Origin of the sequence: Leptospira alstonii serovar Sichuan str. 79601 (assembly GCF_000347175.1) — a bacterium.
In the GTDB taxonomy this organism is placed as follows: domain Bacteria; phylum Spirochaetota; class Leptospiria; order Leptospirales; family Leptospiraceae; genus Leptospira; species Leptospira alstonii.
Window position 1 is genome coordinate 96,855 of record NZ_ANIK01000016.1, and the last position, 21,457, is coordinate 118,311.

Annotated in this window: 30 protein-coding genes and 1 pseudogene; 6 read left to right on the top strand and 25 right to left on the bottom strand. The window is 40.2% G+C overall.

Going from position 1 to position 21,457, the window contains the following annotated elements; all coding sequences use genetic code 11:
- Nucleotides 1-4: 4 nt before the first annotated feature.
- The 21 genes from LEP1GSC194_RS04030 to LEP1GSC194_RS04125 form a co-directional block, all read right to left on the bottom strand.
- Nucleotides 5-1,537, bottom strand: coding sequence for a hypothetical protein (locus LEP1GSC194_RS04030; RefSeq protein WP_020772415.1), 1,533 nt, complete (start codon nt 1,535-1,537; stop codon nt 5-7).
- Nucleotides 1,538-2,230 (bottom strand): hypothetical protein, encoded by a 693-nt coding sequence (locus LEP1GSC194_RS04035; protein WP_020772373.1) that lies wholly within the window; start codon nt 2,228-2,230, stop codon nt 1,538-1,540.
- 8 nt (nt 2,231-2,238) lie between these two features.
- Nucleotides 2,239-2,670, bottom strand: a complete 432-nt coding sequence (locus tag LEP1GSC194_RS04040) for a hypothetical protein (RefSeq protein ID WP_020772495.1) — start codon at nt 2,668-2,670, stop codon at nt 2,239-2,241.
- Between the two features lie 12 nt (nt 2,671-2,682).
- On the bottom strand, nt 2,683-3,357 hold the full coding sequence (locus LEP1GSC194_RS04045) for a hypothetical protein (protein WP_020772519.1): 675 nt from the start codon (nt 3,355-3,357) through the stop codon (nt 2,683-2,685).
- A gap of 37 nt (nt 3,358-3,394) precedes the next feature.
- Nucleotides 3,395-3,949 carry a hypothetical protein gene (locus tag LEP1GSC194_RS04050; RefSeq protein WP_020772422.1) on the bottom strand — a complete coding sequence of 185 codons (555 nt, stop codon included), beginning with the start codon at nt 3,947-3,949 and terminating at the stop codon, nt 3,395-3,397.
- Nucleotides 3,950-3,981: 32 nt separating this feature from the next.
- Nucleotides 3,982-4,167: a hypothetical protein gene (locus LEP1GSC194_RS04055; protein ID WP_020772429.1), complete on the bottom strand. Its 186-nt coding sequence runs from the start codon at nt 4,165-4,167 to the stop codon at nt 3,982-3,984.
- A gap of 1 nt (nt 4,168) precedes the next feature.
- Nucleotides 4,169-5,266, bottom strand: coding sequence for a hypothetical protein (locus LEP1GSC194_RS04060; RefSeq protein WP_020772518.1), 1,098 nt, complete (start codon nt 5,264-5,266; stop codon nt 4,169-4,171).
- A 96-nt stretch (nt 5,267-5,362) separates the two neighbouring features.
- A complete protein-coding gene (locus LEP1GSC194_RS04065; RefSeq protein WP_020772345.1) occupies nt 5,363-5,926 on the bottom strand; it encodes a hypothetical protein in 564 nt (187 codons plus the stop codon).
- Nucleotides 5,927-5,971: 45 nt separating this feature from the next.
- The gene (locus LEP1GSC194_RS04070; RefSeq protein WP_020772384.1) at nt 5,972-6,163 is read right to left on the bottom strand and encodes a hypothetical protein; all 192 of its coding nucleotides are present in this window, start codon (nt 6,161-6,163) and stop codon (nt 5,972-5,974) included.
- The gene (locus tag LEP1GSC194_RS04075; RefSeq protein WP_021064743.1) at nt 6,156-6,617 is read right to left on the bottom strand and encodes a PIN domain-containing protein; all 462 of its coding nucleotides are present in this window, start codon (nt 6,615-6,617) and stop codon (nt 6,156-6,158) included. The genes LEP1GSC194_RS04070 and LEP1GSC194_RS04075 overlap by 8 nt, the downstream gene beginning before the upstream one ends.
- Before the next feature lie 125 nt (nt 6,618-6,742).
- A complete protein-coding gene (locus LEP1GSC194_RS04080; RefSeq protein WP_020772432.1) occupies nt 6,743-7,900 on the bottom strand; it encodes a replication initiation factor domain-containing protein in 1,158 nt (385 codons plus the stop codon).
- A 186-nt stretch (nt 7,901-8,086) separates the two neighbouring features.
- Entirely contained in the window at nt 8,087-8,464 is a 378-nt protein-coding gene (locus LEP1GSC194_RS04085) for a DUF736 family protein (protein ID WP_020772468.1), read from the bottom strand.
- Nucleotides 8,457-8,627, bottom strand: coding sequence for a hypothetical protein (locus LEP1GSC194_RS22145; protein WP_020772507.1), 171 nt, complete (start codon nt 8,625-8,627; stop codon nt 8,457-8,459). The genes LEP1GSC194_RS04085 and LEP1GSC194_RS22145 overlap by 8 nt, the downstream gene beginning before the upstream one ends.
- 248 nt (nt 8,628-8,875) lie before the next feature.
- Nucleotides 8,876-9,049, bottom strand: coding sequence for a hypothetical protein (locus tag LEP1GSC194_RS22530; RefSeq protein WP_020772446.1), 174 nt, complete (start codon nt 9,047-9,049; stop codon nt 8,876-8,878).
- A gap of 148 nt (nt 9,050-9,197) precedes the next feature.
- On the bottom strand, nt 9,198-10,001 hold the full coding sequence (locus LEP1GSC194_RS04090; protein ID WP_036041313.1) for a hypothetical protein: 804 nt from the start codon (nt 9,999-10,001) through the stop codon (nt 9,198-9,200).
- A gap of 410 nt (nt 10,002-10,411) precedes the next feature.
- Complete coding sequence (locus tag LEP1GSC194_RS04105; protein WP_020772449.1) at nt 10,412-10,897, bottom strand: hypothetical protein; 486 nt, start codon at nt 10,895-10,897, stop codon at nt 10,412-10,414.
- A gap of 29 nt (nt 10,898-10,926) precedes the next feature.
- Nucleotides 10,927-11,133, bottom strand: a complete 207-nt coding sequence (locus LEP1GSC194_RS22875) for a hypothetical protein (RefSeq protein WP_081605031.1) — start codon at nt 11,131-11,133, stop codon at nt 10,927-10,929.
- A 103-nt stretch (nt 11,134-11,236) separates the two neighbouring features.
- Entirely contained in the window at nt 11,237-11,425 is a 189-nt protein-coding gene (locus tag LEP1GSC194_RS22880) for a hypothetical protein (RefSeq protein WP_081605032.1), read from the bottom strand.
- Nucleotides 11,422-11,784 carry a hypothetical protein gene (locus LEP1GSC194_RS04115; protein WP_036041393.1) on the bottom strand — a complete coding sequence of 121 codons (363 nt, stop codon included), beginning with the start codon at nt 11,782-11,784 and terminating at the stop codon, nt 11,422-11,424. Before LEP1GSC194_RS04115 ends, LEP1GSC194_RS22880 begins: the two co-directional genes overlap by 4 nt.
- 199 nt (nt 11,785-11,983) lie before the next feature.
- Nucleotides 11,984-12,217 (bottom strand): hypothetical protein, encoded by a 234-nt coding sequence (locus LEP1GSC194_RS04120; protein WP_020772397.1) that lies wholly within the window; start codon nt 12,215-12,217, stop codon nt 11,984-11,986.
- 1 nt (nt 12,218) lies between these two features.
- The gene (locus LEP1GSC194_RS04125) at nt 12,219-12,614 is read right to left on the bottom strand and encodes a hypothetical protein (protein ID WP_081605034.1); all 396 of its coding nucleotides are present in this window, start codon (nt 12,612-12,614) and stop codon (nt 12,219-12,221) included.
- Nucleotides 12,615-12,865: 251 nt separating this feature from the next.
- On the opposite strand from LEP1GSC194_RS04125, the gene LEP1GSC194_RS20785 reads away from it, so the two are divergent.
- The 4 genes from LEP1GSC194_RS20785 to LEP1GSC194_RS04145 all read left to right on the top strand — a co-directional run bounded on the left by LEP1GSC194_RS20785 (nt 12,866) and on the right by LEP1GSC194_RS04145 (nt 16,762).
- Nucleotides 12,866-13,894, top strand: coding sequence for a toll/interleukin-1 receptor domain-containing protein (locus tag LEP1GSC194_RS20785; RefSeq protein WP_020772431.1), 1,029 nt, complete (start codon nt 12,866-12,868; stop codon nt 13,892-13,894).
- A gap of 234 nt (nt 13,895-14,128) precedes the next feature.
- Nucleotides 14,129-14,776, top strand: coding sequence for a hypothetical protein (locus LEP1GSC194_RS04135; protein ID WP_017808749.1), 648 nt, complete (start codon nt 14,129-14,131; stop codon nt 14,774-14,776).
- Between the two features lie 267 nt (nt 14,777-15,043).
- Entirely contained in the window at nt 15,044-15,691 is a 648-nt protein-coding gene (locus LEP1GSC194_RS04140) for a YqiA/YcfP family alpha/beta fold hydrolase (RefSeq protein WP_020772453.1), read from the top strand.
- Between the two features lie 537 nt (nt 15,692-16,228).
- Entirely contained in the window at nt 16,229-16,762 is a 534-nt protein-coding gene (locus tag LEP1GSC194_RS04145; protein WP_017808750.1) for a hypothetical protein, read from the top strand.
- An 80-nt stretch (nt 16,763-16,842) separates the two neighbouring features.
- On the opposite strand, the pseudogene LEP1GSC194_RS22885 reads toward LEP1GSC194_RS04145, so the two are convergent.
- Nucleotides 16,843-16,989: pseudogene (locus tag LEP1GSC194_RS22885) on the bottom strand (transposase); the annotation flags it as partial.
- 189 nt (nt 16,990-17,178) lie between these two features.
- Between LEP1GSC194_RS22885 and LEP1GSC194_RS04150 the strand changes: the two are divergent.
- Nucleotides 17,179-17,397, top strand: a complete 219-nt coding sequence (locus LEP1GSC194_RS04150) for a ribbon-helix-helix protein, CopG family (protein WP_017808751.1) — start codon at nt 17,179-17,181, stop codon at nt 17,395-17,397.
- A complete protein-coding gene (locus LEP1GSC194_RS04155) occupies nt 17,394-17,792 on the top strand; it encodes a putative toxin-antitoxin system toxin component, PIN family (protein WP_017808752.1) in 399 nt (132 codons plus the stop codon). The genes LEP1GSC194_RS04150 and LEP1GSC194_RS04155 overlap by 4 nt, the downstream gene beginning before the upstream one ends.
- A 1,375-nt stretch (nt 17,793-19,167) precedes the next feature.
- Here LEP1GSC194_RS04155 and LEP1GSC194_RS23535 read toward each other — a convergent pair.
- The 3 genes from LEP1GSC194_RS23535 to cbiB form a co-directional block, all read right to left on the bottom strand.
- The gene (locus LEP1GSC194_RS23535; protein WP_196809727.1) at nt 19,168-19,317 is read right to left on the bottom strand and encodes an ice-binding family protein; all 150 of its coding nucleotides are present in this window, start codon (nt 19,315-19,317) and stop codon (nt 19,168-19,170) included.
- A gap of 562 nt (nt 19,318-19,879) precedes the next feature.
- Nucleotides 19,880-20,491, bottom strand: coding sequence for a histidine phosphatase family protein (locus LEP1GSC194_RS04165; protein WP_036041402.1), 612 nt, complete (start codon nt 20,489-20,491; stop codon nt 19,880-19,882).
- Nucleotides 20,488-21,456, bottom strand: a complete 969-nt coding sequence (cbiB, locus tag LEP1GSC194_RS04170; RefSeq protein ID WP_020772529.1) for an adenosylcobinamide-phosphate synthase CbiB — start codon at nt 21,454-21,456, stop codon at nt 20,488-20,490. Before cbiB ends, LEP1GSC194_RS04165 begins: the two co-directional genes overlap by 4 nt.
- Nucleotide 21,457 lies beyond the last annotated feature (1 nt).

Sequence of the window (21,457 nt, forward strand, 5' to 3'; positions counted from 1 at the left end):
AATGTTATAACACCCTAATTTTGTATCTAACCGCGGTCCACGCCGGAGCCACCTCGTTGCCATTTCTCGGATTTCCGGTTCCGTCCGACACGGGCGAACCCGTGTATAATGTTGTGCCGACGTTCGCCCCGCCGGAATCCGCATAACGTCCCCCCGATCCATAACTTCCACCGGCGATATCCCCCGCGTGCTGCTGATGGATATGGGGAATTTGCCGATCTTGTCCGGCGGCCCCAACCGGCCCACCGTCGTAGTTTCCGCCGGAAGTTTTAGCCCTGCTTCCGTGAAGACCTGCACCCCGAGGGAAAATCCCTCTACGATCCGGAACGTTAAACGTAGTCGATCCGTTTCCGAAATCGTATTCCACATTTGTAATCAAATCCCCCGACTGAGAGGACGTAAGATTAATCACCCCGCCGGTAGGGCTGGAAGAGATTTGAAAATCGTTCACGGTAGGGTTGCGAACATAATAATTTGTTAATGCGGTAATTCCACCGCCTGAAAACGAAAACTTAATATATTGTCCTTCCGACAGACCGTGGGCGGGCGAATTGATTCTGTCTGTGGCCGCCACAATACTGGTAACGGTTCGATGGACCAAATTCCACAGAGTTGAAAAGATCACCCGCGAAATCGCCTGACCGTTCGTTTCTTTGAAATTAGAAGAGGGTAACTGATCGAGGCCGTCCTCTAAAATACCACCGAGCGGAACCTGAAAACCACCACCGGCGGCGGCATTCAAGGCCGCCCTTTCCGCGTCCGTAAAAAACCGATGTGTCGCGTCCTCAAGTATTTCCGTCGCGGGAATCGGACCGACATTCCGTTTTTGTAATAAGGCCGAATCGGATTCCGATTTGGTATAATAACTGGAATTGTGATTGTGATTCTCCGGAGGAAATACAGGAGGTTTATTTTGAACGTCACTCCAACCGACTGGAGGCAGTGGAGAATTCAACTTCGCCCTTTCCGCGTCCGTAAAAAAACGATGTGTTGCGTCCTCGGAAACTTCCGTCGCGGGAATCGGACCGATATTTCGTTTTTGTAATAGAGCCGAATCGGATTCGGATTTTGTATAATAACGGGAATCGTGATCGTGAACCCCAGGCGGAAATGCCACGGGTCTATTTTGAATGCTGCTCCAATCGGGAAACTTTATCGTCAAAGGAATCCAGTTCGGTAAAAATGTAGGATCGTCACCGGCCAGGATAAAAGATCCGGGACCTGGAATATCGATTCGAATTGCAATGTCTCCGCGTTGTGCGTTTAACGATAACATCCCAGCCTGACTATTCACCGTAAACGTGTCGCTAATTGCAAGAGCCGGAATATACTGAATTGGGATTTTTCCAGTAGTAGGATCGAGAGTGATAACGGACAACGCCGGATTTGTAAACAGATCCGCGAGCACCAAAAACGTATCCGGAAATTCGTCCTCGATTTCTTCATTGTATATTATCCAACCGAAAATCGGGTCCCGTTCTATGATCCAACCGGAACCGTTTTCGAAACGGTCTGTTTCGATCTCGATCCAGCCCACCTAATCTTCCTCGATCACTAAGTTTAAAAGAGACGAAATCGAAATATTACTCTTAGTCTGACTCTTTGAAACCGGAGTCGGAGAAGAAGCATACGGAAATATTAATAAATACTCATATTGTCTCGGGATCGGAATTTTGATCTGAGAGTCGAGAGAATCGATCATAGAGACCGAAAAAAACGGTTCGATATTATCGAAAATGCTTTTGATGCTATTGTTTCGGGGAGCAAAAAGGAAATCATAATTCGGCCCAAAACTTGAACATCTCAAACGGTTCGAGGCGATCTTGTCCGAGTTTTCCGTTTTGAAAGATAAAGTTTTTGCGATTGTCAGGTTTGGAACCGAAACACCGTCCAGCGTAACGGAAGAAGAAAGAATTTCAGAGTCCGAAAAATTCTTTAGAATTCCGAACAAAGTTGGGTCGGACGTTCCGAAAAAATTCAGCCACTGAACCGGAATATAGCTTTTACGAACATACGAATAGTTCTGGGATAACGTCCAGAGAATCGATTTAATTTTTTGTTTCTGAGTGGGTTTGAGCTTTATAGCAACAACCGTAAATTCCAGGTGGCCCGGTAGGTTATACGCGGACTTAGGGACAGAGGTTTCAAACAGAACGTCGTTTGTTTGCGGGTTTAAAATATTTTCCGCGCTAAACGCCAGCTTTTTTGAAAATAAAACCTCTGTTGCCATAACACGCGTTAAACGTATTCCCCAAGAACAGACAAACAGACGTCACCCGCGTTTAACGGAACCGTTTTCGTTTTCACCCAGAGCTCAATTTCGAGGGTATCCCCTAACACAAACTCTACAGGGAAATCGGCCGTCCTGTCCTTTGCCCGGTCTCGACCGATTACTGAAATTTGAGTTTGACCGGTAACAATCTCCCCGTTGGAACCGGACCGTTTGATTTCAATTAACGCGTCTTCCAGGCCCGCTTTGTAAACGAGAGCGATCGCGGTAACTCGAATCGAACGAGAACGATCGTTTTTGATCGAAAGGACCTTCTGAGACGAGCTACTTGCGGACAATGCGGACGACTCGCTGGACAACACGATATCGTATTTTTGTCTGAAATGTCTGATAACACCGGTAGGTTTTGCTACCGGCCTTTTTTGAACTATCTCATTCACGTTAGTCGTTCCTTATCTCTCAGCCTTACCGTTCGAGAAAAACGCCTCAACCCCGAGATACGCCACGAGGTAGTGACCGTCCGCGTAATTCGGAATGGTCACACCGTCGGCAATCGTTAATTCCAATTCCAAAGACTCGCTTGTTTTTACAGGCAACGGAGATTCAAACGGAACCACAAGCGCGTCACTTCGTTTGATCCACGCCGAATGTGTTTTCCGTGATACGGCTTGAATTGCAGGACGAACCGTGTTTGATGCGGTTCCTACGTCTGTGGTTCTAAAAAGAAACGGGAGGGGTTCCAGGATATTTCTAAGAGCCTCGATGTGGTTTACGTCCCCGCCGGTTTTTAGGGTAACGCTTGCAGAATTTCTAATACGTTCGATTACGTCCGCAATTCCTACCGTCGCTTCGTTGATCGAAATCGCGCCAAAGTCCGGGCCGGTGATTCCGAAATAGAGAAGCGCGACCTTACCGAAATTATTCGGAAGGGGGTTCGTTCCGCCTTCGTAGTTTTTAATTTCACCGGGAAGGTTTCTAAAAAACGAATAGGATCTTTTTAACGAATCGATCTTGGTTCCGGAAAATAGAGTTTTGTAATAAAACTCGGATCCTGGCTTTCTGACTCGGGATGTGGTTCCGTCTGGATTTTTTACTGTGGCTGATTTGCCGTGAGTTCTGCGTGACATGTTTTTTTCCTTAAAAATTTAAAAAATGGTTTCGTGTTTAGAGAAGAACTTCGTCTCCATACAAGACCTCTTCGCCGTGGATTTCGTCGTCTCCGAGAAGAACTTCGTCTCCGAGAAGAACTTCTTCACCGTGAATTTCGTTCTCGTCTCCATAAACTTCTCTGTTTGTAGGAGCTGCAATTTCGTAGTATCCGTCTCCGTCCACTTGAGTGGCCGCGTCTACGAACCCTTTGAGTTCGCTCATATTCTGAAATTCTAATTCTTGTCTGTCACCGGCTAAAGAGACCCCGAAGATTTTTTTCAGGATTTTTTTGTCTTCCGACTTTTCTTCATCGAGAGATTTCAAGATTCCGAATATTAGCATAATTGCGGACCCGAGGATTGCGAAAGGTTTGTATTCCTTTTGTTTGATTGCAATTGCCGCGATAACCGCAACCAAAATCGGAACGGCAATGGGCCTGAGTTTCTTTTTTGTGTCCAGAGAATCCGGAACGAAATTTTGAGCGAGATACGAACCCGCGAGTGTTGCAACCCCGATCGCTATCCCGATAAAGGTCTTTTTATCAAATTCTTTTTGTAAATTAATTGCCATTTTGTTTTTCCTGGATTTTGTTTTAGCGACTTCTATCCGTAGATTTTACGGTTCAGTTCGTTGTCCTTTTTCTTGCGACTCTCGTAATTGGAAAGTTTCGTTTTGTTTTGTTTTTCAACGTCGGCAACCCGATCGAGATAACGTTGTTTAACCTCGGGAGAAGAACCTCGTTTTGGTTTTTTCGGAAGTTTTAGTTTTTTAGGTTTTTTTAATCCCATTTTATTTACGTCCTTTGTTCATATAAATTACGAGTCCGAGAGCGGCGATCGCCCCGATATACATTAGGTTTTTCTTATCCTTATCTTCACCGGAACCACCACCGGAATCGGGTGCGTTATCCAAGTTACGATTCGAATAACTGAGTTTTAAACCGCCTTCCGGAGTTTGTGCCAGCTTCGGATTAGAAAAAGAAGAGTTAGAAACCGCTTTTTTGGCCGCTGGCTTCTTGGCGACGGCCTTCGGTTGTGGCCGCAAGATCGATGAAAATGCGTTGAGTTTGTCCATAGAACGCGCGTGTTTTGCCGCCGCGTTAGATTGTTGCATACTATTGATCGAGTTGAAAATCTGACCCGCCGTTCCCGCGGCCATCATCGCTTGGGGTAAAAATCCGAGTTCCCCGTTTACTTCTTCCATTGATTCATCCGTTGGAATTTCTTCCGGTTCTTCCGAATAGTTTTCTGTTTCCTCGAAAGTGCCGGGATCTTCAAAATTATTTTGTGTTTCGTCTAACTGCTCGTCTTGAGGTTCTTCGTCCGGTTGTTCGCCTTGACCCTGACCCATCGATTGCAGAAGGCCCATTCCGCCTTCTGCAATTTGACCGACCAATTTTCCGGCACCTTTCAAACCCTTTCCGAGACCTTTCCCTATATCCTTGAATGCCTTTTGATGGGCCTTAATGTAATTCTTGGCACCCTTCCCAATTTCTTTGCCAACCTTGCCCATACTTTTTGTAGCGTTTCCAAGGCCGCGACTCAGGCCGCGAGTATTGAGTTTGAACCCTCTCATTACCGGCATTCTGGGAGATTTGAATTTAAGGGCTTTGAAGAGCGCGCCCCACGCCCCGAGTTCGGCGCCGGATAACGTGATCGGGATCGCGTCGTCGTGGACCAGACTGCCGAAAAATTCAGAGTGTTTGGCGTCGTCGAGTCCGTTGAGTTGCGCTATCTGAGGAGAGTATCCGTCAATTCGTTCTACGTAAAAATCTCCGGAAAGTTCTCCGTTTAATTCCGTTTTTGGAATATATTTTCCGTAGACTTTCGTAATACGGAAATCTTCCGGTAGCGTCTCGTCGCCTTCGAGTGTAAGTCGGCTGCTCATCTAAAAACAGAATAACCGAATCGGAAAAAAAGTAAAAGTGGGAAATTTCTATAACGGGGTTATAGGTTAATGATAGGTTAACGACAGGTTAATTTTTTAGAATTTTTTTTGAAAATCACTGAGATAGTATTCCTTTCGAAACTTTTCTCCGTAAAGTTTTTGTCCGAAGACGGAACGCTCCGGATACGTCGCGTCAACCGGTATCCAGTGTCCGTTTAATTGGATTTCGGGATAGATATGGTGAGGCCGATCGAACTTTCCACACACAACCGCACGGCAAGGGATTTTCTCAATAATCGCTTTTGCCAATATCGGAATCGTTTTGTCGTCACAATCCCGAATCGGGAACCGAGGATCTTTCGTATATTTAAAACGACTGACTGTTTCAAGACCCACGGGGTCCGCGTAATACGGCAAGAGTCTCACAAAATTATACAATTCGAATATGCTCTTGTCTTTATATTCCCCTAAATCCTCCGGATACTGGAAAGCCATCCGAAATACTTCCGAAACTGTGTCTTCGTAAGAATCAAGTTTTGTCAGAGTCGGTTTTATATTTTTGAAAATATCAGGACGTTTAAGAGAGAGTGATTTTATCTTTTCGAATCGCTCCCTGTCGGAGAGAGAAAGTTTTGAAATTGTTTCTTTGAGTGTGTCCATCCAGAAAAGAATGGCACACTTTTAGAAAAAGTACAAGGGATTTTTTTAGGCTTTGGATAGTCTTCTCTTTAACACTTTTTCCTTCGGAGGTTTCACGAATAATTTTCCAGCGTCGTATTGATTTTGAATATTATCGATATATTGAGAAAATTCATCCTCGGTCATATCGGCCACTTCTTCATTCATCTTTTCCCGTTCATTGATCATTTTTTGAACGATCCCCTTTCTCTTAATCATGATATAAAATCTCCATCGGGTTTCTGATTTCTAACGTTGAATAACCTAACTTTTCATTCACTAAGTTATATCCTTTAATTCTATCCAAACGAACTATGTGCTTAAAATTCCAACTTATCAAAACGTCCACTTTTGCAATCGTGGCACACGCTATGTGAATACAATCCCGTCTGCTGGATTCTCCTACAACTTTATTCAACAAATACGTATCACCTAATGTCATCGTTTCTTTTGTAATTCTAAGAGCTTCGGATTCCGGATAATAACGGGAATAAAATTCACGGACCCAAGTCGGACTGTTTCGAAGTTCCCATGTCACTAAGGGAGAAACGACTAATTTAAATTTCCCCTGATCCACTTCCTCAAAAAACGTTTCCGTCCATTCAGCAAACTCTTTGTCGAAATAGCCGCCATACACAGAAGTATCCACATATACGCGTTGAATTCTACTCATTTTTTATTCCTTTTTTGTGTTTTAGGTTAATCATAGGATAACAATAGGATAACGACAGGCAAACTTAGTTTAACGATAGGTGAATGACAGGTTAAACATAGGGAAAGTTTACCTGTTCCATTTTCTTAAAACGGAACTTCATCAATCCGTACTTTCTGTTTTTCCTCAAATTCTTTCACCAGGTTCTGGTATTTTTTGTTACGCTCAAACTTTGGTTCCCCCTTTTTTTGTAGCTTATCAAAATAATTTTCTCCACCGTATAACTTTGACATTAGATAAATCGCTCCTGAAACCTGTTCATTCAACCAGTCGTCAATATTTTGAAGACCGGTTTCATGCTTTGGTAATCCTATTCCCTGTCCTTCGCAAGTATTCAAAAACTTAGTCCACCAACTGCAAACCGGCCAATACCGTTTATGGATTTCCTCTATATAATCAAATCCTGAACTATCTTGTTTTTGCGTGTATGCCGGTTCTAAAAACTTCAAATAATAAAACGCGGTTTTCGGAAAACTCCTGTCCTCAAACGTCGCCCGTCGTGGATCTGGAAATCCATGTTTTGAATCTGTAATTTCTCCCGTTTCCGGATTTACGTTCCAAGTCGGATTGCAATATTGATCCGCCGCCTTGTGGTTTAATTGAAATTCTAATCGATTCCAAATCGGCCAGACACATTCCGATCCTACTTGAAGCCTCTTGTCGTAAACCCGAACAAAGCAGTTACTTTTTCGAAATGCGCCTATATAAATCGTATGCCCAAGTTTTCCAAGTTTTGGATCTAAAAATAGAGAACCGGACTTAATTCGATCAACCGGAGATTCATATTCAGAATAACCTCGAAATCTTGTCGAGGTTTCCTTTCGTTCCAACTTTTCATAGATTAAAGGAAGGTTCAAATGTCCCTCGTAATCATCCAACGCTAAATCGATCCTCGTAAATTTGCCTTTTAACCCGATCGCTTCTCTGATCAAATCCGTAAGAGTATATTCAGAATATTTAAAATTAAACAAAGCTTTTGAGGATAATTGTATGTGAATTTTTTGATTTCTTCTTTCCGGGGAAAAGGCGCCGAATACATCCCCCGCACCTCTAAATTGATGAGTGTGTCCCGTCACAGTCCCTTTTTCCTCAATTCGTAATTCCCCAAAAACTTTTTTAAGCCAACTCCAAGACGCATCCGAATATTCGATTGAAAACGCCAACCAATCCACAAACGGAAGTTTTAATTCGTCCGGAACAAAAACGGAAAATTCAGGAAAACGATAATCGTCAAATGAATCCATATCACCAGCATACCTTTTAGATAGATTATTTAATTTCCATATCACCAGCAGGGGGGTAGTTACTCGCCCCCCCCACCCCGGAAAATCCGGGCACAAAAAAAACCGGAGGACGGAATTGTCCCCCGGTCTGCCTGTGTGTTGCCTTATTCCCTTAGCTTCCCAGCCATAAAATAAAGCCCATTTCCATCAGTATGGAACCTCTTCCGACACTTCGTTCCGTTTTTCGTTGTTCGAAAACACTACGTTGAATCTTTTTTGTATCTCCCTGTCCGGAAACAGAACAAATTTTAACTTGCCTTCCGGAAAGGATGGTGCAACGATTTCTGCGGATAGAAATTCCTTAGAACCATTTTGAGAGATTTTTTTCCAAATGGCTCCAACCCGATGAGTTGCGTAGTAAACAAGGTAGTCGGGTGCGGAGCTTTTCGAGTCCGGCGAATTTTTTTGTGAATTTTCCGAAACATAAAACTCTTGTTTTATACAAAACGGAAGATTAATTTCTAAATTAAAAAACGGTTTGTTATTCTTGTCTACCTTCTCTTCCATATATCCAAGTTTACTCATTTGGCTTCACCTCTTTCATTGCGTCTAAGAGAGATAAAAAATCACTCTCCTCCAAATAGAACAGGACCGGCGTCCTGTCCGTTCGTGAAATGTAAATTTCGTATTTTACCGCTTCCATTTCCGTGACCTTTTGGATTCTCGTTTTTTCCGTTGTTTCTGACATTTGTTTCTCCTTTTGTTATATTCGTTTTATTGAAAGTTTCACGGCTACCGCCGTGGGATTTACAGGGCTCCCGCTCCAGGCAGTCCGATTTTTTTCGTATCTCCTTCCATTCGGGGCGATACTCCTCCGGTGGAACTAACGTGCAACAAAACACGGAATACAATTCCCGCTGCCAGTCCCGTCCGTCGTTTTTGGGCGTATACCGTAAACGTCGCGGGCGTGTATTCCGTGGATCGTAATAATACGCGTTAGCCACTCGGAATGTTATCCTGAATCGTCGTCTTATCCACTCCAGAGTTTTCAATTGCAGTTTGGATTTTTTCCACCATACCCGGACTAATGATTCTCATGGATGCAACATCCAGGACAATTACCGTTCGATCTTTTAACACAATCGTTACCGATTCTATCTCGTTATTCATGTTATTCCCCTTTTGCCTCGCGTAACGCTCGGTTAATTTGTTCCTGTTGCTCCATTGACAAATATTTTGAAAACAAAGGATACAATGTTTCCAAAATCGCAATCAACAGAGAATTGCTATATTCCAATTTTTTAATCCTTTCTTCCATTTATTTACCTCGATTTAATATTTCCATAATGCTGTTTTTTTGGCCGCCGGCTGGAGTTTGGTTAATAAAACCAGACGCGAGCTGCATGATTTGAGCTACATCAATCCCGCCACCGTTGCCGGTCGGTATATTCGGAACTTCTAACCCGAGAGTCTTTCCGAGTATGGATAGCACGAGTGGGTTTTCGAGAGCTTTGGTAAGATCGAAACCTTCAGACGTATTTCCGTTTTTCAATTCGCCTTTGATCCTGGATTCAATCGCTTTCGTAAGTTTCGTCCGTTCCGCTTCTAACAAAACTTGATTGTTTTTTGTGATTTCTAACTTGTATTCCCAATCTTTATTGATTCTGTCGATTTCGGCCACACGGGATTCATTGAGCCTTTTGATTTCCGCTTCGTATAACGAACGGACAGATTCCAATTTTGTTTCCCAGAGCTGTCGTTCGTTTTCGTGTGCTATTCGATCCTGGTCTCTCAGTTGTAGCAGAAGAGCTAAATTTACGTCCCCGGTCGTGTGCGTTACAGGAGTTTCCGGCTCTATGATGGAATTTGATTTAAGAGTTTCCTTTTCGGGGATATAGAAATCGAAACTGGAAACTTCCGTTTCTTCCCCTTCTCCTACTCGTTCCAATACAATCGCCTTATAGTTTTTTCCGGTCGGAAGATCCTTAGGTATGGACAACTTTTGGGAAATAAAATAGCTCCCACTTTTTGTATCCTCAAATCTAACCTTGTAATTCGTGCCAGGTGCAGACTTCATACCTACGCCATTTAGTAGACGTTTTGCTGTATTGAGATCGATCATTGAATTGCCTTTAGAGGCCCTTCCTCAATGCACGAACTTATTAACTTATGCGAATACGGTTTTTCCTTACCATCCTCGTTTGCGAGACGTCTGGCTATTTCCGTTTTGTCGTATCCTCTACGAGTTAAATCTTTTACCCGTTCTACGAAATCAGTGGTCCGTAATGTTTTAGGCATTTATTTTTCCCCTAATATTGCAGCTATGCGTTTCATTTTCCGAATAGTGGCATTTACAGTGCTGGCATTGTATAAATTGTAATATTCCAGTTTTATTATGCTTTTCTTGCGTTATATACATTTGCATTTCCGAAGAAATCTTTCTGATTCCCTTTTCAAATTCTCTTTGAAATTTGTTTTGAACCGCACCGAGGAATTTGTTTAATTCCTCTTCTATGATTTCGTCCAAATAGCTCACAGTTTGTTTGCTCTTACGTTCGCTACGTGATCGAGATAGAACAGGCCGAAGGCGGTCAATGTGCCGCCGGTTATAACTAAAAACAGTTCCATTTCTTCCTCTTTTTCTAATATACGAATTGTTAATTCAACCTCGTCGATTAAAATACAAAACTTCCTACTGATATTATAGTGATCCGCCGAACCAAACGTATCCTGAAAAATGCCGTCAAGGACCTGATCGTGAAACTTAAGTGACTCAAGAAAAACTTGAAGCTTCTCTCTCCGATCCCCGGAGCCACTAAACTTGAACTTCTCCAGAATTTCGTTTTTAGTATTTGCCACGTCCTGCAAATAAAAGTAACAATTCGGAAGCCGTTGTGACGTTAGAGGTGTTTTATAATATTCAGAAATTCTGTTTATTTTATATTTTCGTTCCCCAAAAAAATATCCTAAAGTGACTAACGCGCATACAGAAAGGCCCGTAAAAATTATTATCAGCATTTGCATTCTCCATTATGTCACATTGTATATTAAAAAAATTTAATCTTCCCAGGAGGCAAAAACCGGTTTCTGTATCCCGTCGTTATACAGATCCGACAGCGATTCAGTTGATACAAAACCGTCGCGGGGCGTCCGCAACCCGAGCAAGTCTTTAGTTGCGTTTGACTACCCGATTTAACTTCCGGTAGCCCTTTTGCTCGCAACGTTTTGTTTAGTTCGTCTACGAATTCTTTCATTTGAAAATCACTCGCATTCCCCATTCTCCACGAATGATTTTTTTTAAAGTTCGGAACGGATATGGTCGTAGAGACCTGCAATAAAAAGCAAGGTCACTATCATTCATCCCTTGCCCCTCCCTATCAAAAATCCGAATATTCCAACGAAAAAAAAAGACATATACCACGCAAAGGATTCAAACAGCAACGTGCCCTCATGCGGGTTTGGATTCAGCGTTTCTATCCAAAACGAAAACAAAAATCCAAGGGACATTCCACCGAATAAACATATTAAAAATCTATAATACTTCATGCTGATACGAACTCCGGTTTATTTAATCGGATTAGATTCCCGATTGCGTTTATAATTCGAGCAATTGCGATTTTCTTTTCCGGGTTTTGGAGGGACGAAATAACTACATCCTGATCGATGGAGTCTCGTCCGTTTGAAAAATGGAGAAATAACGTCCCGATCTGGGAATCGAAATATTCGGAATTCGTCGAACAAATTGTAACGCGTCCGATCCCTGGACTCAACTCGTGAGTTACGTTTCGAAACTGTTGAAACGTATTCAGAAATTCTTTTACGTGCATTGTCACAGCTTCGGACTCGAAGCTGTGTGCATATACGGAAACCGGGCCGTGGTTGAATTCGATAGAAAGAACTTTCATGCCCACGATACCGTTCCATTTTTTAAAAAGCCTTTTGCTCCTGTTAGCGTAATTGGATAACAACGATTCGGATAGTTTATCAGTGTTATCTGAAGGCAGCAGCCTTCAAAGCGTAAGATGTCCTTTTTAAGAATTAGACACCCTCCTTTACGAAGTGCGAGACAGTTTCTTTTTTGTTTTGAATCAATGCTTATGACTTTCATTTTGCATCCCATAGCACAGTTTTCATTTTTTCTAATTTAGATTCAATGGCTTCGAATCTTGACAATTCTTGCTCATAGTATTTAAGTATCTTATTGAAATTTTCTTGGTCAGTCCCTTCGAAATCGAGAATCATCCGCACATGGACAATCTGTTCACGAGTTTCATCCATTTTAGATCGAACGGAATAACTCAGTTCTATCAATTCATTTAATGTAAGTTCCGTTTCCATTTTAATATTTCCTGTAAAGATCCCTGAGTAGAATAATCAGATTAGTTAATTCCCTTTTGGTAAATTTGCGCGCGGCGATCCCTGTTTCGTGACAACCGGCTTCGGCTCCGAGTTCTCGGGTCTGGCGCATAACGTGAGAAAAATCTTTGATTCGATATCTGACGGTTTGAATCTGTTCAAGGACTGTAGTGAGTCCGGTTACGATTCGAGTCAACGCTTCGGGTGTAATCGTTTCGTTTGAGGGCCGCAGGGCATGGGCGAATCGGTTCGAAACAGCGGAGGGAGTTTCACCCTCCCCTATTTCTGTCATTTTAGAACTTCGTATTAATTCCATATTCGAATCATCGAATATTACGGTATTAGAAATTCTGTCAGTTTCAGTTTTTAAATTGGTCATAATATAGTTTAGAAATAATCACTAAACTATATCACTCAGTGATGAGACTTAATTCGGAACATAATCCTTAGGGACAATAATATGTATTATCGGAAGTTGCCTATTGCATCGGTTTTCGGGTTAAGTTTGGATTGATGAAATAACGCGCCTTTATGATGTTTGTATATTCGGTTATTGTTATGTGTTTATGCGTCATTCGATGGTTTATAGTTAGGCGCCATTTTATTAAAATTAATTAATAAATCAAAATTATGACCACAATATTTATTTCTCATAAATCAACCGACAAACCAGTAGCAAGGACACTTAAGCAAGATTTGGAAAAAGTTGGGTTTAAAGTATGGCTCGATGAAGATCAAATAAGGGTTGGAGATAGTATTTCGAGTAAAATTCAGGAAGGTCTCCAAGAATCTGATTTTTTACTTATTCTATTAAGTAAAGCGGCCCTTGAATCTGGTTGGGTGCAGGCTGAATGGAAAAGTAAATATTTGGACGAGATTAATTTAGATCAAGTAGTGATTTTACCAATACTATTAGAAACTTGTAGTATTCCTATATTATTAAAAGATAAAAAATACGCAGATTTTAGGAATGATTATCAATCAGGCCTTTCGGATTTAAAAGAAGCATTAATATTCCATAATTCTACAATTCAGAATATCTCATCTATTCAGTCAACAGATGATGATCGAATTGAATGGGTTGATGAAAACAAAGGATTCTTAGTTAAATTTATAGAAAATTTAATTACAATTCACTATAAGGTAAAGCCAGAAAATAAATGGGGCAAAATAACATATTATTTAATTTTGATTTCCGTACCAGTTTATCTCATTCAATTATGCAATACGAATATATTTTATAATGATTTACTATTAGTTCAAAACGGGACTTTGACGTATTCAAATCGAGAATTTAAGGTGAAAAATGGTAGTTCAGATACTGAAAAATTAAAATTTGAAGACCAGCATCAAATTAAATGGAAAGTTGAAATTGAAAATATTAAAACTGGTGAACGTAAAGTTGTCGAAATATTGCTTCCATTATTTGAAATTCGTTCGAGCGCTCTAAAGCAGGAAACGCTTGATGGGGATGAAAAAATTACTGCTTACGAATTGGCACCAATCTTAAATTCTAAAGGAAGCCATAAGGATTATTTGCGCCCTGTTGATGCAATTAGTAGCACATCTGAAAAATTTAATATGATTTTAAATAAAGCTAAAGAGAAATTCAAAATTCAAAAGGGCGAAGAGTTTAAAAATTGGCGTTTCGTTGAATAAAAAATCGATATAAATTGCACGTCGCATAACTTCGTCTCCTCGCTCCGTTCGAGATTTGCTCCGCAAACTCTCACTCCGGTCTTCGACACATTGCTTTGTCACTTCGGTTTGCGGGACGCGACTAAGGTCGCTCGAACCTCGTGCCAACCGCATCGCGCTTAAGCGCTTGCGGACGCAACGTCGAGGAGACTCTTTCGTTATGCGACATGATGCTAGCATAATTTGAGAATTCATATGGGACGATCTTTAGGTAAAGGCAGTAGGCGATTTCCTGGAAAAGATGGGGGCGCAAGAAAAGCGCACTATGTTGATTTGTTGACCCGTGCTACCCATATGAAATCAACCAAAGTTGAGGTGCAAGGGCCTTACTCTTCGATTTCACACCTGCTGGGGTGGTTCAAAAATGAACTTGCTGAAGCGGTGTATAAAATTGATCAAATTTTGGCCAGATCGAAGATCGACTATTACGCGGAAATTACAGGCCACTACATGACCATTTTTGTGTCTCGTAACTCCGAAGCACAGGTTAGGCGCCTCTTGGCAGACTTAAGTGGACCTTACATTGCAAAACGGACAGCCAAGATTGCCGGTTTCTGGCGAGAAATTGACAAACCACAGGTCAAGTCGCCTGATTTCAATAATTATGTTTTCGCGCGTTATGGGGAATCCGCCTCTGAGCGCGGTGACCATTTACATTATTCTGCCCTCTTATTTCGTCACGTTGATCGATCTAGTTACGGCATAATGGAATGGCTTGGATCCGACGTACCGCATGACAGAATCCTGAAGAAAATCATTGAAAAAATCCTTAAGGACAGGGAATTTCGCGACAGTCTCTTGACAGAGGATCCAGATCTCCCAGTCCTGTGGAAACGTCGATAGCATCACGGCACATAACAAAATTTACCTGCTGCGCTCGCTGCGGTGCCGTGGCTCCTCGCGTGCTCGGCCCTACGCGCCAAAGATGCCTTCGTCGCACAAGCGGGACGCTTGTTTTGTGCTCCTCAGGCAGGCGCTTCGGGCACATTTGGTGACGCAAAATGGCTTTACAGATTGAAATAATGACACAAGCGTCACCAAACGTCAGGTAAATTCCACGTTATGCGCCAGTTACGTAAAATTGCTTTTTCTCGGAAATTTTAGGAATAAATGAAACGTTTATATTTAATTAGCGGCCTCGGCGCAGATGAAAGAGCATTCAAAAATCTAGATTTTGGTAAAAATGATTTAAAATACATTTCTTGGATAGATCCTCAAGCTAACGAAGAGGTTTCTAATTATTGTAAAAGACTATCTGAACAAATTAGTAAAGCAGAAGATATTATTCTCATTGGAGTTTCTTTCGGAGGAATTATTGCAATTGAATTATCTAAGATTGTATCAGTAAAAAAAGTAATAATAATTTCTAGTATCAAAAGCAAAATGGAAATGCCAAAAATTTATCAGTTTATTTCGATTTTAGGTATTATAAAAATTGTTCCTGCATTTATTTACAAAATCTATACTCCAATTCTTTCATATTTATTTGGAATAAATTCTGATGAAGATAAAAAATTATTGAAAGACTTCATTAAATCAACGAATGCAAAATTTATGAAGTGGGCACTAAGCACAATATTAAAATGGAACAATAGACAAGTTTCGGATAAAATTACCCATATTCACGGCGATAAAGATAAACTTTTTCCTATTGGATTAATACGAAACGCATTAATTATAAAGAATGGTGGACATTTCATGATTCTCAATAAGTCAGGTGAGATTTCCTTTAAATTAAAGGAACTATTAGCAAACTGAATTAAACTCGCAGCCTTCGCATAACTTCGTCTCCTCGCTGCGTTCGAGATTTGCTCCGCAAACTCTCACTCCGGTCTTCGACACATTGCTTTGTCACTTTGGTTCGCGAGCCGCTCACTAACATAACCTTACCCACAAGTTAAGAAGGTTTTTGGAATAAGAAGGATCAAAAACGCACATTTTTCAAGTGTTCCGACAAGAATGGAGCTTTTTACTTGCAAAAAGTATGATTTTCTGATAGAGAAAAGCCTCCCGAGCCTTTCCACCTCCCGCCCCACCACCCAAAATTAGGGTGGGGCGTAAGTTTCACAGAAGATTTGTCGTAATTCCGACAGATTTATCTTGAGATCCACGTACTTGTGGGTAAGGTTATGGCTCACTAAGGCTCGCTCGAACCTCGTGCCAATCCCTTCGCGCACAAGCGCTTCGGGAACGCGAACGTCGAGAAACCTATTTCGTTAGGCGAAATCGCAATAGATAAGCGAAAATAAATATAATCCATATAAAAATCTAAATAACTTATGTTTTGCATATAATATGATTGAGATTAAATATTGGAAAAATGATTTAAAGATTCTCGCTAAAGAACTTAAACTTAAACCGCTGAGAATATCAAATAAAACACTTAGAACTATGGAAAAGCGAATTGTCCTTTGTTTCCTTATAATAAGAAAATTGTTAGAGGCCAAAACGAAGTTAACTCAGAGTATTTATGATTTTAAAACTATTATTCACTATTATCAGGTTAATCACGATTCATACATTACGAAACTAAACAATGTTTTCTTTGAAAAACATTATAATATGGATAATCCTAAATCTAAAGCTGTCGGTATTAGATTTATTTGTAATAAATTAATCCATAGTGAAATTCTATTTCTATTAAGAGATCAAAATCTTCATTATTCGCAAATATTAGTTTGTTCTGAATTTGAACAAAAAAAAGCATTATATGACATTTCAATTAAGACGATTATCGAGATATTATTACTCATTGATAATGATCAACAAAAATCACTAGTTTACACTTTCGATAAAAGTATTGATGACTTTATCATTTATAGCACATAATAAATGTAAATGATAAATTGCGACTTCGGCTAACTGCGGTTTCCAGCTCGGACTCACTCCGGTCTTCGCTACATTGCTCGATTTCGGTTCGCTTTGATCTTTGTTCCGTCGATGGAAATCGTTTCAAAGTCGATAAAACCGCTTTCATAACCTAAAAATACCGTTTGAGAAAAGAGTTCTTCGATTTCATTTTTATGAATATTCCAAAACTTTGAAATAACTGTATGAAATTACTTTCTTCGGAGAAATTGCAGGTCGACCTATATTGCATCCTCAACAGGCCCCTTCCTTCGCGCGTTTATCGCACTCCAAAATCATGAACGCCGGGAAGCCTAATTCGTATAGATCGAAACTTTTGTCTTTATTGAATTGACAGAGCGAATTTCTGTATTACACTGTAATATAGGAATGGAAATATGAGAAAAATAGTTTCTGTCAGTCTTGATGAAGGTCTAGATTTACTTTTAATCAAAAATGCCAAAAAGCAAAAGTTAACTAAAAGTGAAGTTATTAAGCGAGCATTAACCCAATACCTCTATTTGAACGATGCTAAGCAAATTCGAACTGGCTTAAAGAAATATGCGGAGAATGCCGGATATTTATCCGAAGAAGAAATTTATAAAGATATTTCGTGAAAATAGTATTAGATACTAATGTTTTGCTTTCTAATTATCTGTTCCATGGCTACACTGCTGAGGTATTTGATTACGTTTGGTTAAATCATGAAATAATTCTTTCTGATTGGATAATTTCAGAGTTTAAAGAAAAATGTATTAAGAAATTTAAAATTCCTTCAGCTTCTTTAAACGAAATCATAAGTCATTTGAGACGCGGTGTAAAGATAATTATCCCAGAGGGTTTACCTCCAAACTTCTGTTCTGATCCAGATGATAATAATATTCTCCATGTCGCTCAGTATTCTCATTCAGAAATGATAATTACTGGAGATAACGATCTATTAAAAATGAATCCATTTGAGAAAATTGAAATAATTTCTCCGAGAGAATATAAGTTAAGATATCTAATTTAATATCAAGCGAAACCTTCGAGGCAATTCTTTCGTTAGGTGAAAAGCCAAAAATCTTTATTATTATGAGAAATAAATCAAAAGTACCTATTTGATAACTCACTCAAGTTTTTCTTAAGTAAAGAATAGTATCCTTAAAGTTTCATCTACTTGGATTACTTTTAGATGTGTTTTATCTCCTACTCATCCCTATAAAAATGAGTACCCGGTAAATAAGAAATAAAAAAGGATAGTTATGTAAGAAATGATAAAAACCAAAAGAGACTCAAGGATTTAGAGAAAAGAAGACAGAAGGGAATCCGTTTGCTTGAGAAAGGTTACACGTGTTATGGAGTGACAAAAGAACTTGGGGTCAGTAAGCAATCGGTAATGCGTTGACGTGAAAAATACGAAAAGAATTCGGGTAACGCTCGCGGACAGAATTAGTTCCTTTTCTTAAATTACGAAAAAAATCTAAGATAATCCGCTTCCTTAGAAGCTATAGAACGATTTCCATTAGAAATCGATTGGGGACAAATAGTTGAGTATCAAATCTCGAATCTTAGAAATGGGATAAACAAAGTTGGCATTTCCGATTTGATAATTGCTCAGAATGTAATTCAAAATAAAGCGATGCTCTTTACTCTGGATAAACATTTTAAACTAATGAGCAAGAACATTAAACTAAAAGTTTATTGATGTAGCACTTCGCCTAACCGCGACTTCTCGCTGCGCTTCGGGAGCGCGAACGTCGAGAAGTTTTGGCCGTTAAACGCAAGAGCCTGATTTCGATTCAGTCGCAGGATTGCAGATCTTTCTAGAATCTATATTTGAACGTCATGTTGATTTGGTTAGGAAAAGAAGCCAAATCAAGCCTTCTTTTTTAAATCGAATTCAGAAAGATTTAGTTAATGTCTGAAGAAATTAAAGAAAGATTTGAGTTTATATTAGAATCAATTTCTCTCATCGAAACAAGATTTAATAAAATTAGATTTCCGGATGATTTAATCAATTCGGAAGATGGAATTACCATTCTATAATCCTACATTCCAGAGATTACTCATTTAAAAATATACTTGAAATACTGAACGTTTCCTCACCTAAAAAGCCTACACGAAACCTAACAAAGATTTGCCTCTTTTAAATGAGAGCCTGTAAATATGAAACTATCTTTATTGGAACGAAGTTGAAATTGGTTTTGCAGAATCATTTCCCTTTGAAGTCGGGTTTCTTTAGAAACTTAGATGAACCCGATCCAAAAACGTGAATGTATAAAAAAAAGCCGCCTCACAAGGGCGGCTTCCAAAAGCTACTATCGCAAATCATCTGATCCTGCCACTTGCAATGATCGTTCGCACCCTGGTTCTACCACTGGCTCCGTTGATAGTAGCCGTGCTACCTACTTTTGCCAGTGAACGTTTTTAGCCTGAGCTCCATTAGCGAGTATCACAGTACGTGGGGCCGCAGGGGGGCACCTACCGTAAGCGCACTCTGTCATCTGGAAAATCCAAACTGCATTCGCGTTTCCTCGTGCATCCAGAGTCAGCAAGGGTTGCAGCAGTTCCTTCAGTAAAGGTCAACTCAAGCAGGAGAAGGAACGTTCGTATAAATTGTTCCACTCAACTGCGCCGACATTCGTGGTCATGAAAGATGCTACAATAGCACTTAGTTTAATATTCGCTTTAGTTTTCATTTAAATTTTCATCTTACTCGTACCTTTAGACGGTCCAGCCATCGTAAAATATATAAATAAATTAAATAATTCTAATAAACATGATTCTGAGTCTTAATTAGAATAAATCGGAACATTTGTCTGGTTTATAAAGAGTCATGAAGGATGAAGAACGCTCGATAAAACGAAAAAGAGCGCTTAAACTAGAGATAAAGAGCAGGACGTAAAAGCAATAATTCCTTTGATTCCGTTGAAATACGTCCTGAAACGTTTTTCCACCTTGGCGTTGATCGGGGAAAATCCAAAAAACAAAAATCGGAATAATAAATTCAAATAAAAATATTAATATGTAATAATATTTTGATTCGTTTTAGATTTGAAAAGTTCTGGAATTGGTCTTTTTTCTTTTGTGCGAACAGTCTTAAGTTATATGTTTAATTTATTTTAACGATTTTTCTCTCGTTAAGATTTCTTCAAAATTAAATTCTATAAATTCTACATTTCGAATATTCTGAATTTGTTTTGTTTTTGGTTTATACGTTTTCAACATTCGCATCATGACGAAACCATGCGTACACAATGCGATAACTCGATCGGAAAAAAGGCTTATCCTAACCATTAAGGAAGAATGGATTCGGTCGTCCACATTCTGTTTCGATTCTCCGTTTGGAAAACGAAGCGTGTCGTAAATCGGATCAGGGTTGTTCCATCTTTCCCAAAAGGATTGCCCGAAATAAAAATCGACTTCGCTTATCAATTTTCCTTGTCCTTCTCCCAAAAACGCTTCTCTGAAACCAAAATCGAAAATCGGATTTAAACCGAGCGTGGCCGATACGATTTCGCTCGTCCTTTTGGCTCTTTTAAGGTCGCTGCTTAACAAAATTTCCACACCCTTACTTTTTAAGATCGGGATTATGGATTCGGATTGGCGCTCCCCTTTTTCCGTAAGCGGAATTTCCAGATGTCCTTGGAGCCTACCTTCTTTGTTCCACTCGGTTTCTCCGTGTCTAAAAACGTAAATCGCATTTGATTTTTTGAATATATCTTTCAATTTTTTAGTTTCCATTCTTTCCAAAGACAAACTCCGGTCGAATAAATCAAAACGTAAAATCCCGCGGTTAAAACGGAGGTTAATAGGATCAACCTATTGGTTTGAAGAATCTGTTCCGTTTGAAACACTTTTTTGGGATCGCCCAGTTTCGGTTTTATACTTTGAATTCCGCCGTAAAAATTGGTTCCGCCGAGTTGTATCTCTAAAGCCCCAGCGACCGCCGCTTCGGTTAGTCCCGAATTGGGACTCGGATGTTTCCTTCCGTCCCTACGAAAAATATATAATGAATTCTTAAAGTTATAACCGAGGATCAGGGATGAAAATACGAGTATGTAAGACGTGATTCTCGCGGGTAGGTAGTTTGCCAAATCGTCCATTCTTGCGGGGAAATTTCCGAATTGTCGGTATCGATCGTTTTGATATCCGAAAAGAGAGTCTAACGTATTAATCGATCGATAAAACATCGCCCAGGATGGCCCGCCGAAAACCGCGTAAAAAAGCGGAGCCGTAATACCGTCCACGAGACTTTCTGCGGTGCTTTCCACACAGGCTCGAATGATTTCGGACTCGTCCAAATGTTTTGTGTCCCTCGCTACGATTCGGGAAACTTTTTCACGAGCGAGCATAAGATTTTCTTGAACTAAAGCGTCGTAAACTTCTGTGCTATGATCGATCATATCTCGGATCGCGATTGTGGTATAAGTCGTAATGATCGATAAGAACATCGCTAAAATCCAATGAAGTTCGTTCAAGAATTGGATGAGTAAAAGCGGTATCGAAAAAGAAAGAGAATACACGTAGCAGGACGTCAAAATCCCCGCGGTTTTTTCCGAACCGCAACGGGCTCTAAAGAATTTTTCGGACGCTCTTGCTAATTTGCCGATCGCTCTTACGGGGTGAGGAATATTTCTAGGATCCCCGAATATTAGGTCGAGAAGGATGGACGCGGTCACGATCCAGAGCATT

Bases quoted from the DNA above. Each gene is read 5' to 3' on its own strand.
- LEP1GSC194_RS04035 (WP_020772373.1), bottom strand. From the start codon at position 2,230: ATGGCAACAGAGGTTTTATTTTCAAAAAAGCTGGCGTTTAGCGCGGAA.
- LEP1GSC194_RS04045 (WP_020772519.1), bottom strand. From the start codon at position 3,357: ATGTCACGCAGAACTCACGGCAAATCAGCCACAGTAAAAAATCCAGAC.
- LEP1GSC194_RS22875 (WP_081605031.1), bottom strand. From the start codon at position 11,133: ATGAAAGAATTCGTAGACGAACTAAACAAAACGTTGCGAGCAAAAGGG.
- LEP1GSC194_RS22145 (WP_020772507.1), bottom strand. From the start codon at position 8,627: ATGTCAGAAACAACGGAAAAAACGAGAATCCAAAAGGTCACGGAAATG.
- LEP1GSC194_RS04145 (WP_017808750.1), top strand. From the start codon at position 16,229: ATGATTGAGATTAAATATTGGAAAAATGATTTAAAGATTCTCGCTAAA.
- LEP1GSC194_RS04115 (WP_036041393.1), bottom strand. From the start codon at position 11,784: ATGAAAGTTCTTTCTATCGAATTCAACCACGGCCCGGTTTCCGTATAT.
- LEP1GSC194_RS04055 (WP_020772429.1), bottom strand. From the start codon at position 4,167: ATGGGATTAAAAAAACCTAAAAAACTAAAACTTCCGAAAAAACCAAAA.
- cbiB (WP_020772529.1), bottom strand. From the start codon at position 21,456: ATGCTCTGGATCGTGACCGCGTCCATCCTTCTCGACCTAATATTCGGG.
- LEP1GSC194_RS04060 (WP_020772518.1), bottom strand. From the start codon at position 5,266: ATGAGCAGCCGACTTACACTCGAAGGCGACGAGACGCTACCGGAAGAT.
- LEP1GSC194_RS04135 (WP_017808749.1), top strand. From the start codon at position 14,129: ATGGGACGATCTTTAGGTAAAGGCAGTAGGCGATTTCCTGGAAAAGAT.
- LEP1GSC194_RS04085 (WP_020772468.1), bottom strand. From the start codon at position 8,464: ATGAGTAAACTTGGATATATGGAAGAGAAGGTAGACAAGAATAACAAA.
- LEP1GSC194_RS04120 (WP_020772397.1), bottom strand. From the start codon at position 12,217: ATGGAAACGGAACTTACATTAAATGAATTGATAGAACTGAGTTATTCC.
- LEP1GSC194_RS04075 (WP_021064743.1), bottom strand. From the start codon at position 6,617: ATGAGTAGAATTCAACGCGTATATGTGGATACTTCTGTGTATGGCGGC.
- LEP1GSC194_RS04125 (WP_081605034.1), bottom strand. From the start codon at position 12,614: ATGACCAATTTAAAAACTGAAACTGACAGAATTTCTAATACCGTAATA.
- LEP1GSC194_RS04065 (WP_020772345.1), bottom strand. From the start codon at position 5,926: ATGGACACACTCAAAGAAACAATTTCAAAACTTTCTCTCTCCGACAGG.
- LEP1GSC194_RS20785 (WP_020772431.1), top strand. From the start codon at position 12,866: ATGACCACAATATTTATTTCTCATAAATCAACCGACAAACCAGTAGCA.
- LEP1GSC194_RS04070 (WP_020772384.1), bottom strand. From the start codon at position 6,163: ATGATTAAGAGAAAGGGGATCGTTCAAAAAATGATCAATGAACGGGAA.
- LEP1GSC194_RS04050 (WP_020772422.1), bottom strand. From the start codon at position 3,949: ATGGCAATTAATTTACAAAAAGAATTTGATAAAAAGACCTTTATCGGG.
- LEP1GSC194_RS04150 (WP_017808751.1), top strand. From the start codon at position 17,179: ATGAGAAAAATAGTTTCTGTCAGTCTTGATGAAGGTCTAGATTTACTT.
- LEP1GSC194_RS04090 (WP_036041313.1), bottom strand. From the start codon at position 10,001: ATGATCGATCTCAATACAGCAAAACGTCTACTAAATGGCGTAGGTATG.
- LEP1GSC194_RS22530 (WP_020772446.1), bottom strand. From the start codon at position 9,049: ATGAATAACGAGATAGAATCGGTAACGATTGTGTTAAAAGATCGAACG.
- LEP1GSC194_RS22880 (WP_081605032.1), bottom strand. From the start codon at position 11,425: ATGAAGTATTATAGATTTTTAATATGTTTATTCGGTGGAATGTCCCTT.
- LEP1GSC194_RS04140 (WP_020772453.1), top strand. From the start codon at position 15,044: ATGAAACGTTTATATTTAATTAGCGGCCTCGGCGCAGATGAAAGAGCA.
- LEP1GSC194_RS04105 (WP_020772449.1), bottom strand. From the start codon at position 10,897: ATGCTGATAATAATTTTTACGGGCCTTTCTGTATGCGCGTTAGTCACT.
- LEP1GSC194_RS04080 (WP_020772432.1), bottom strand. From the start codon at position 7,900: ATGGATTCATTTGACGATTATCGTTTTCCTGAATTTTCCGTTTTTGTT.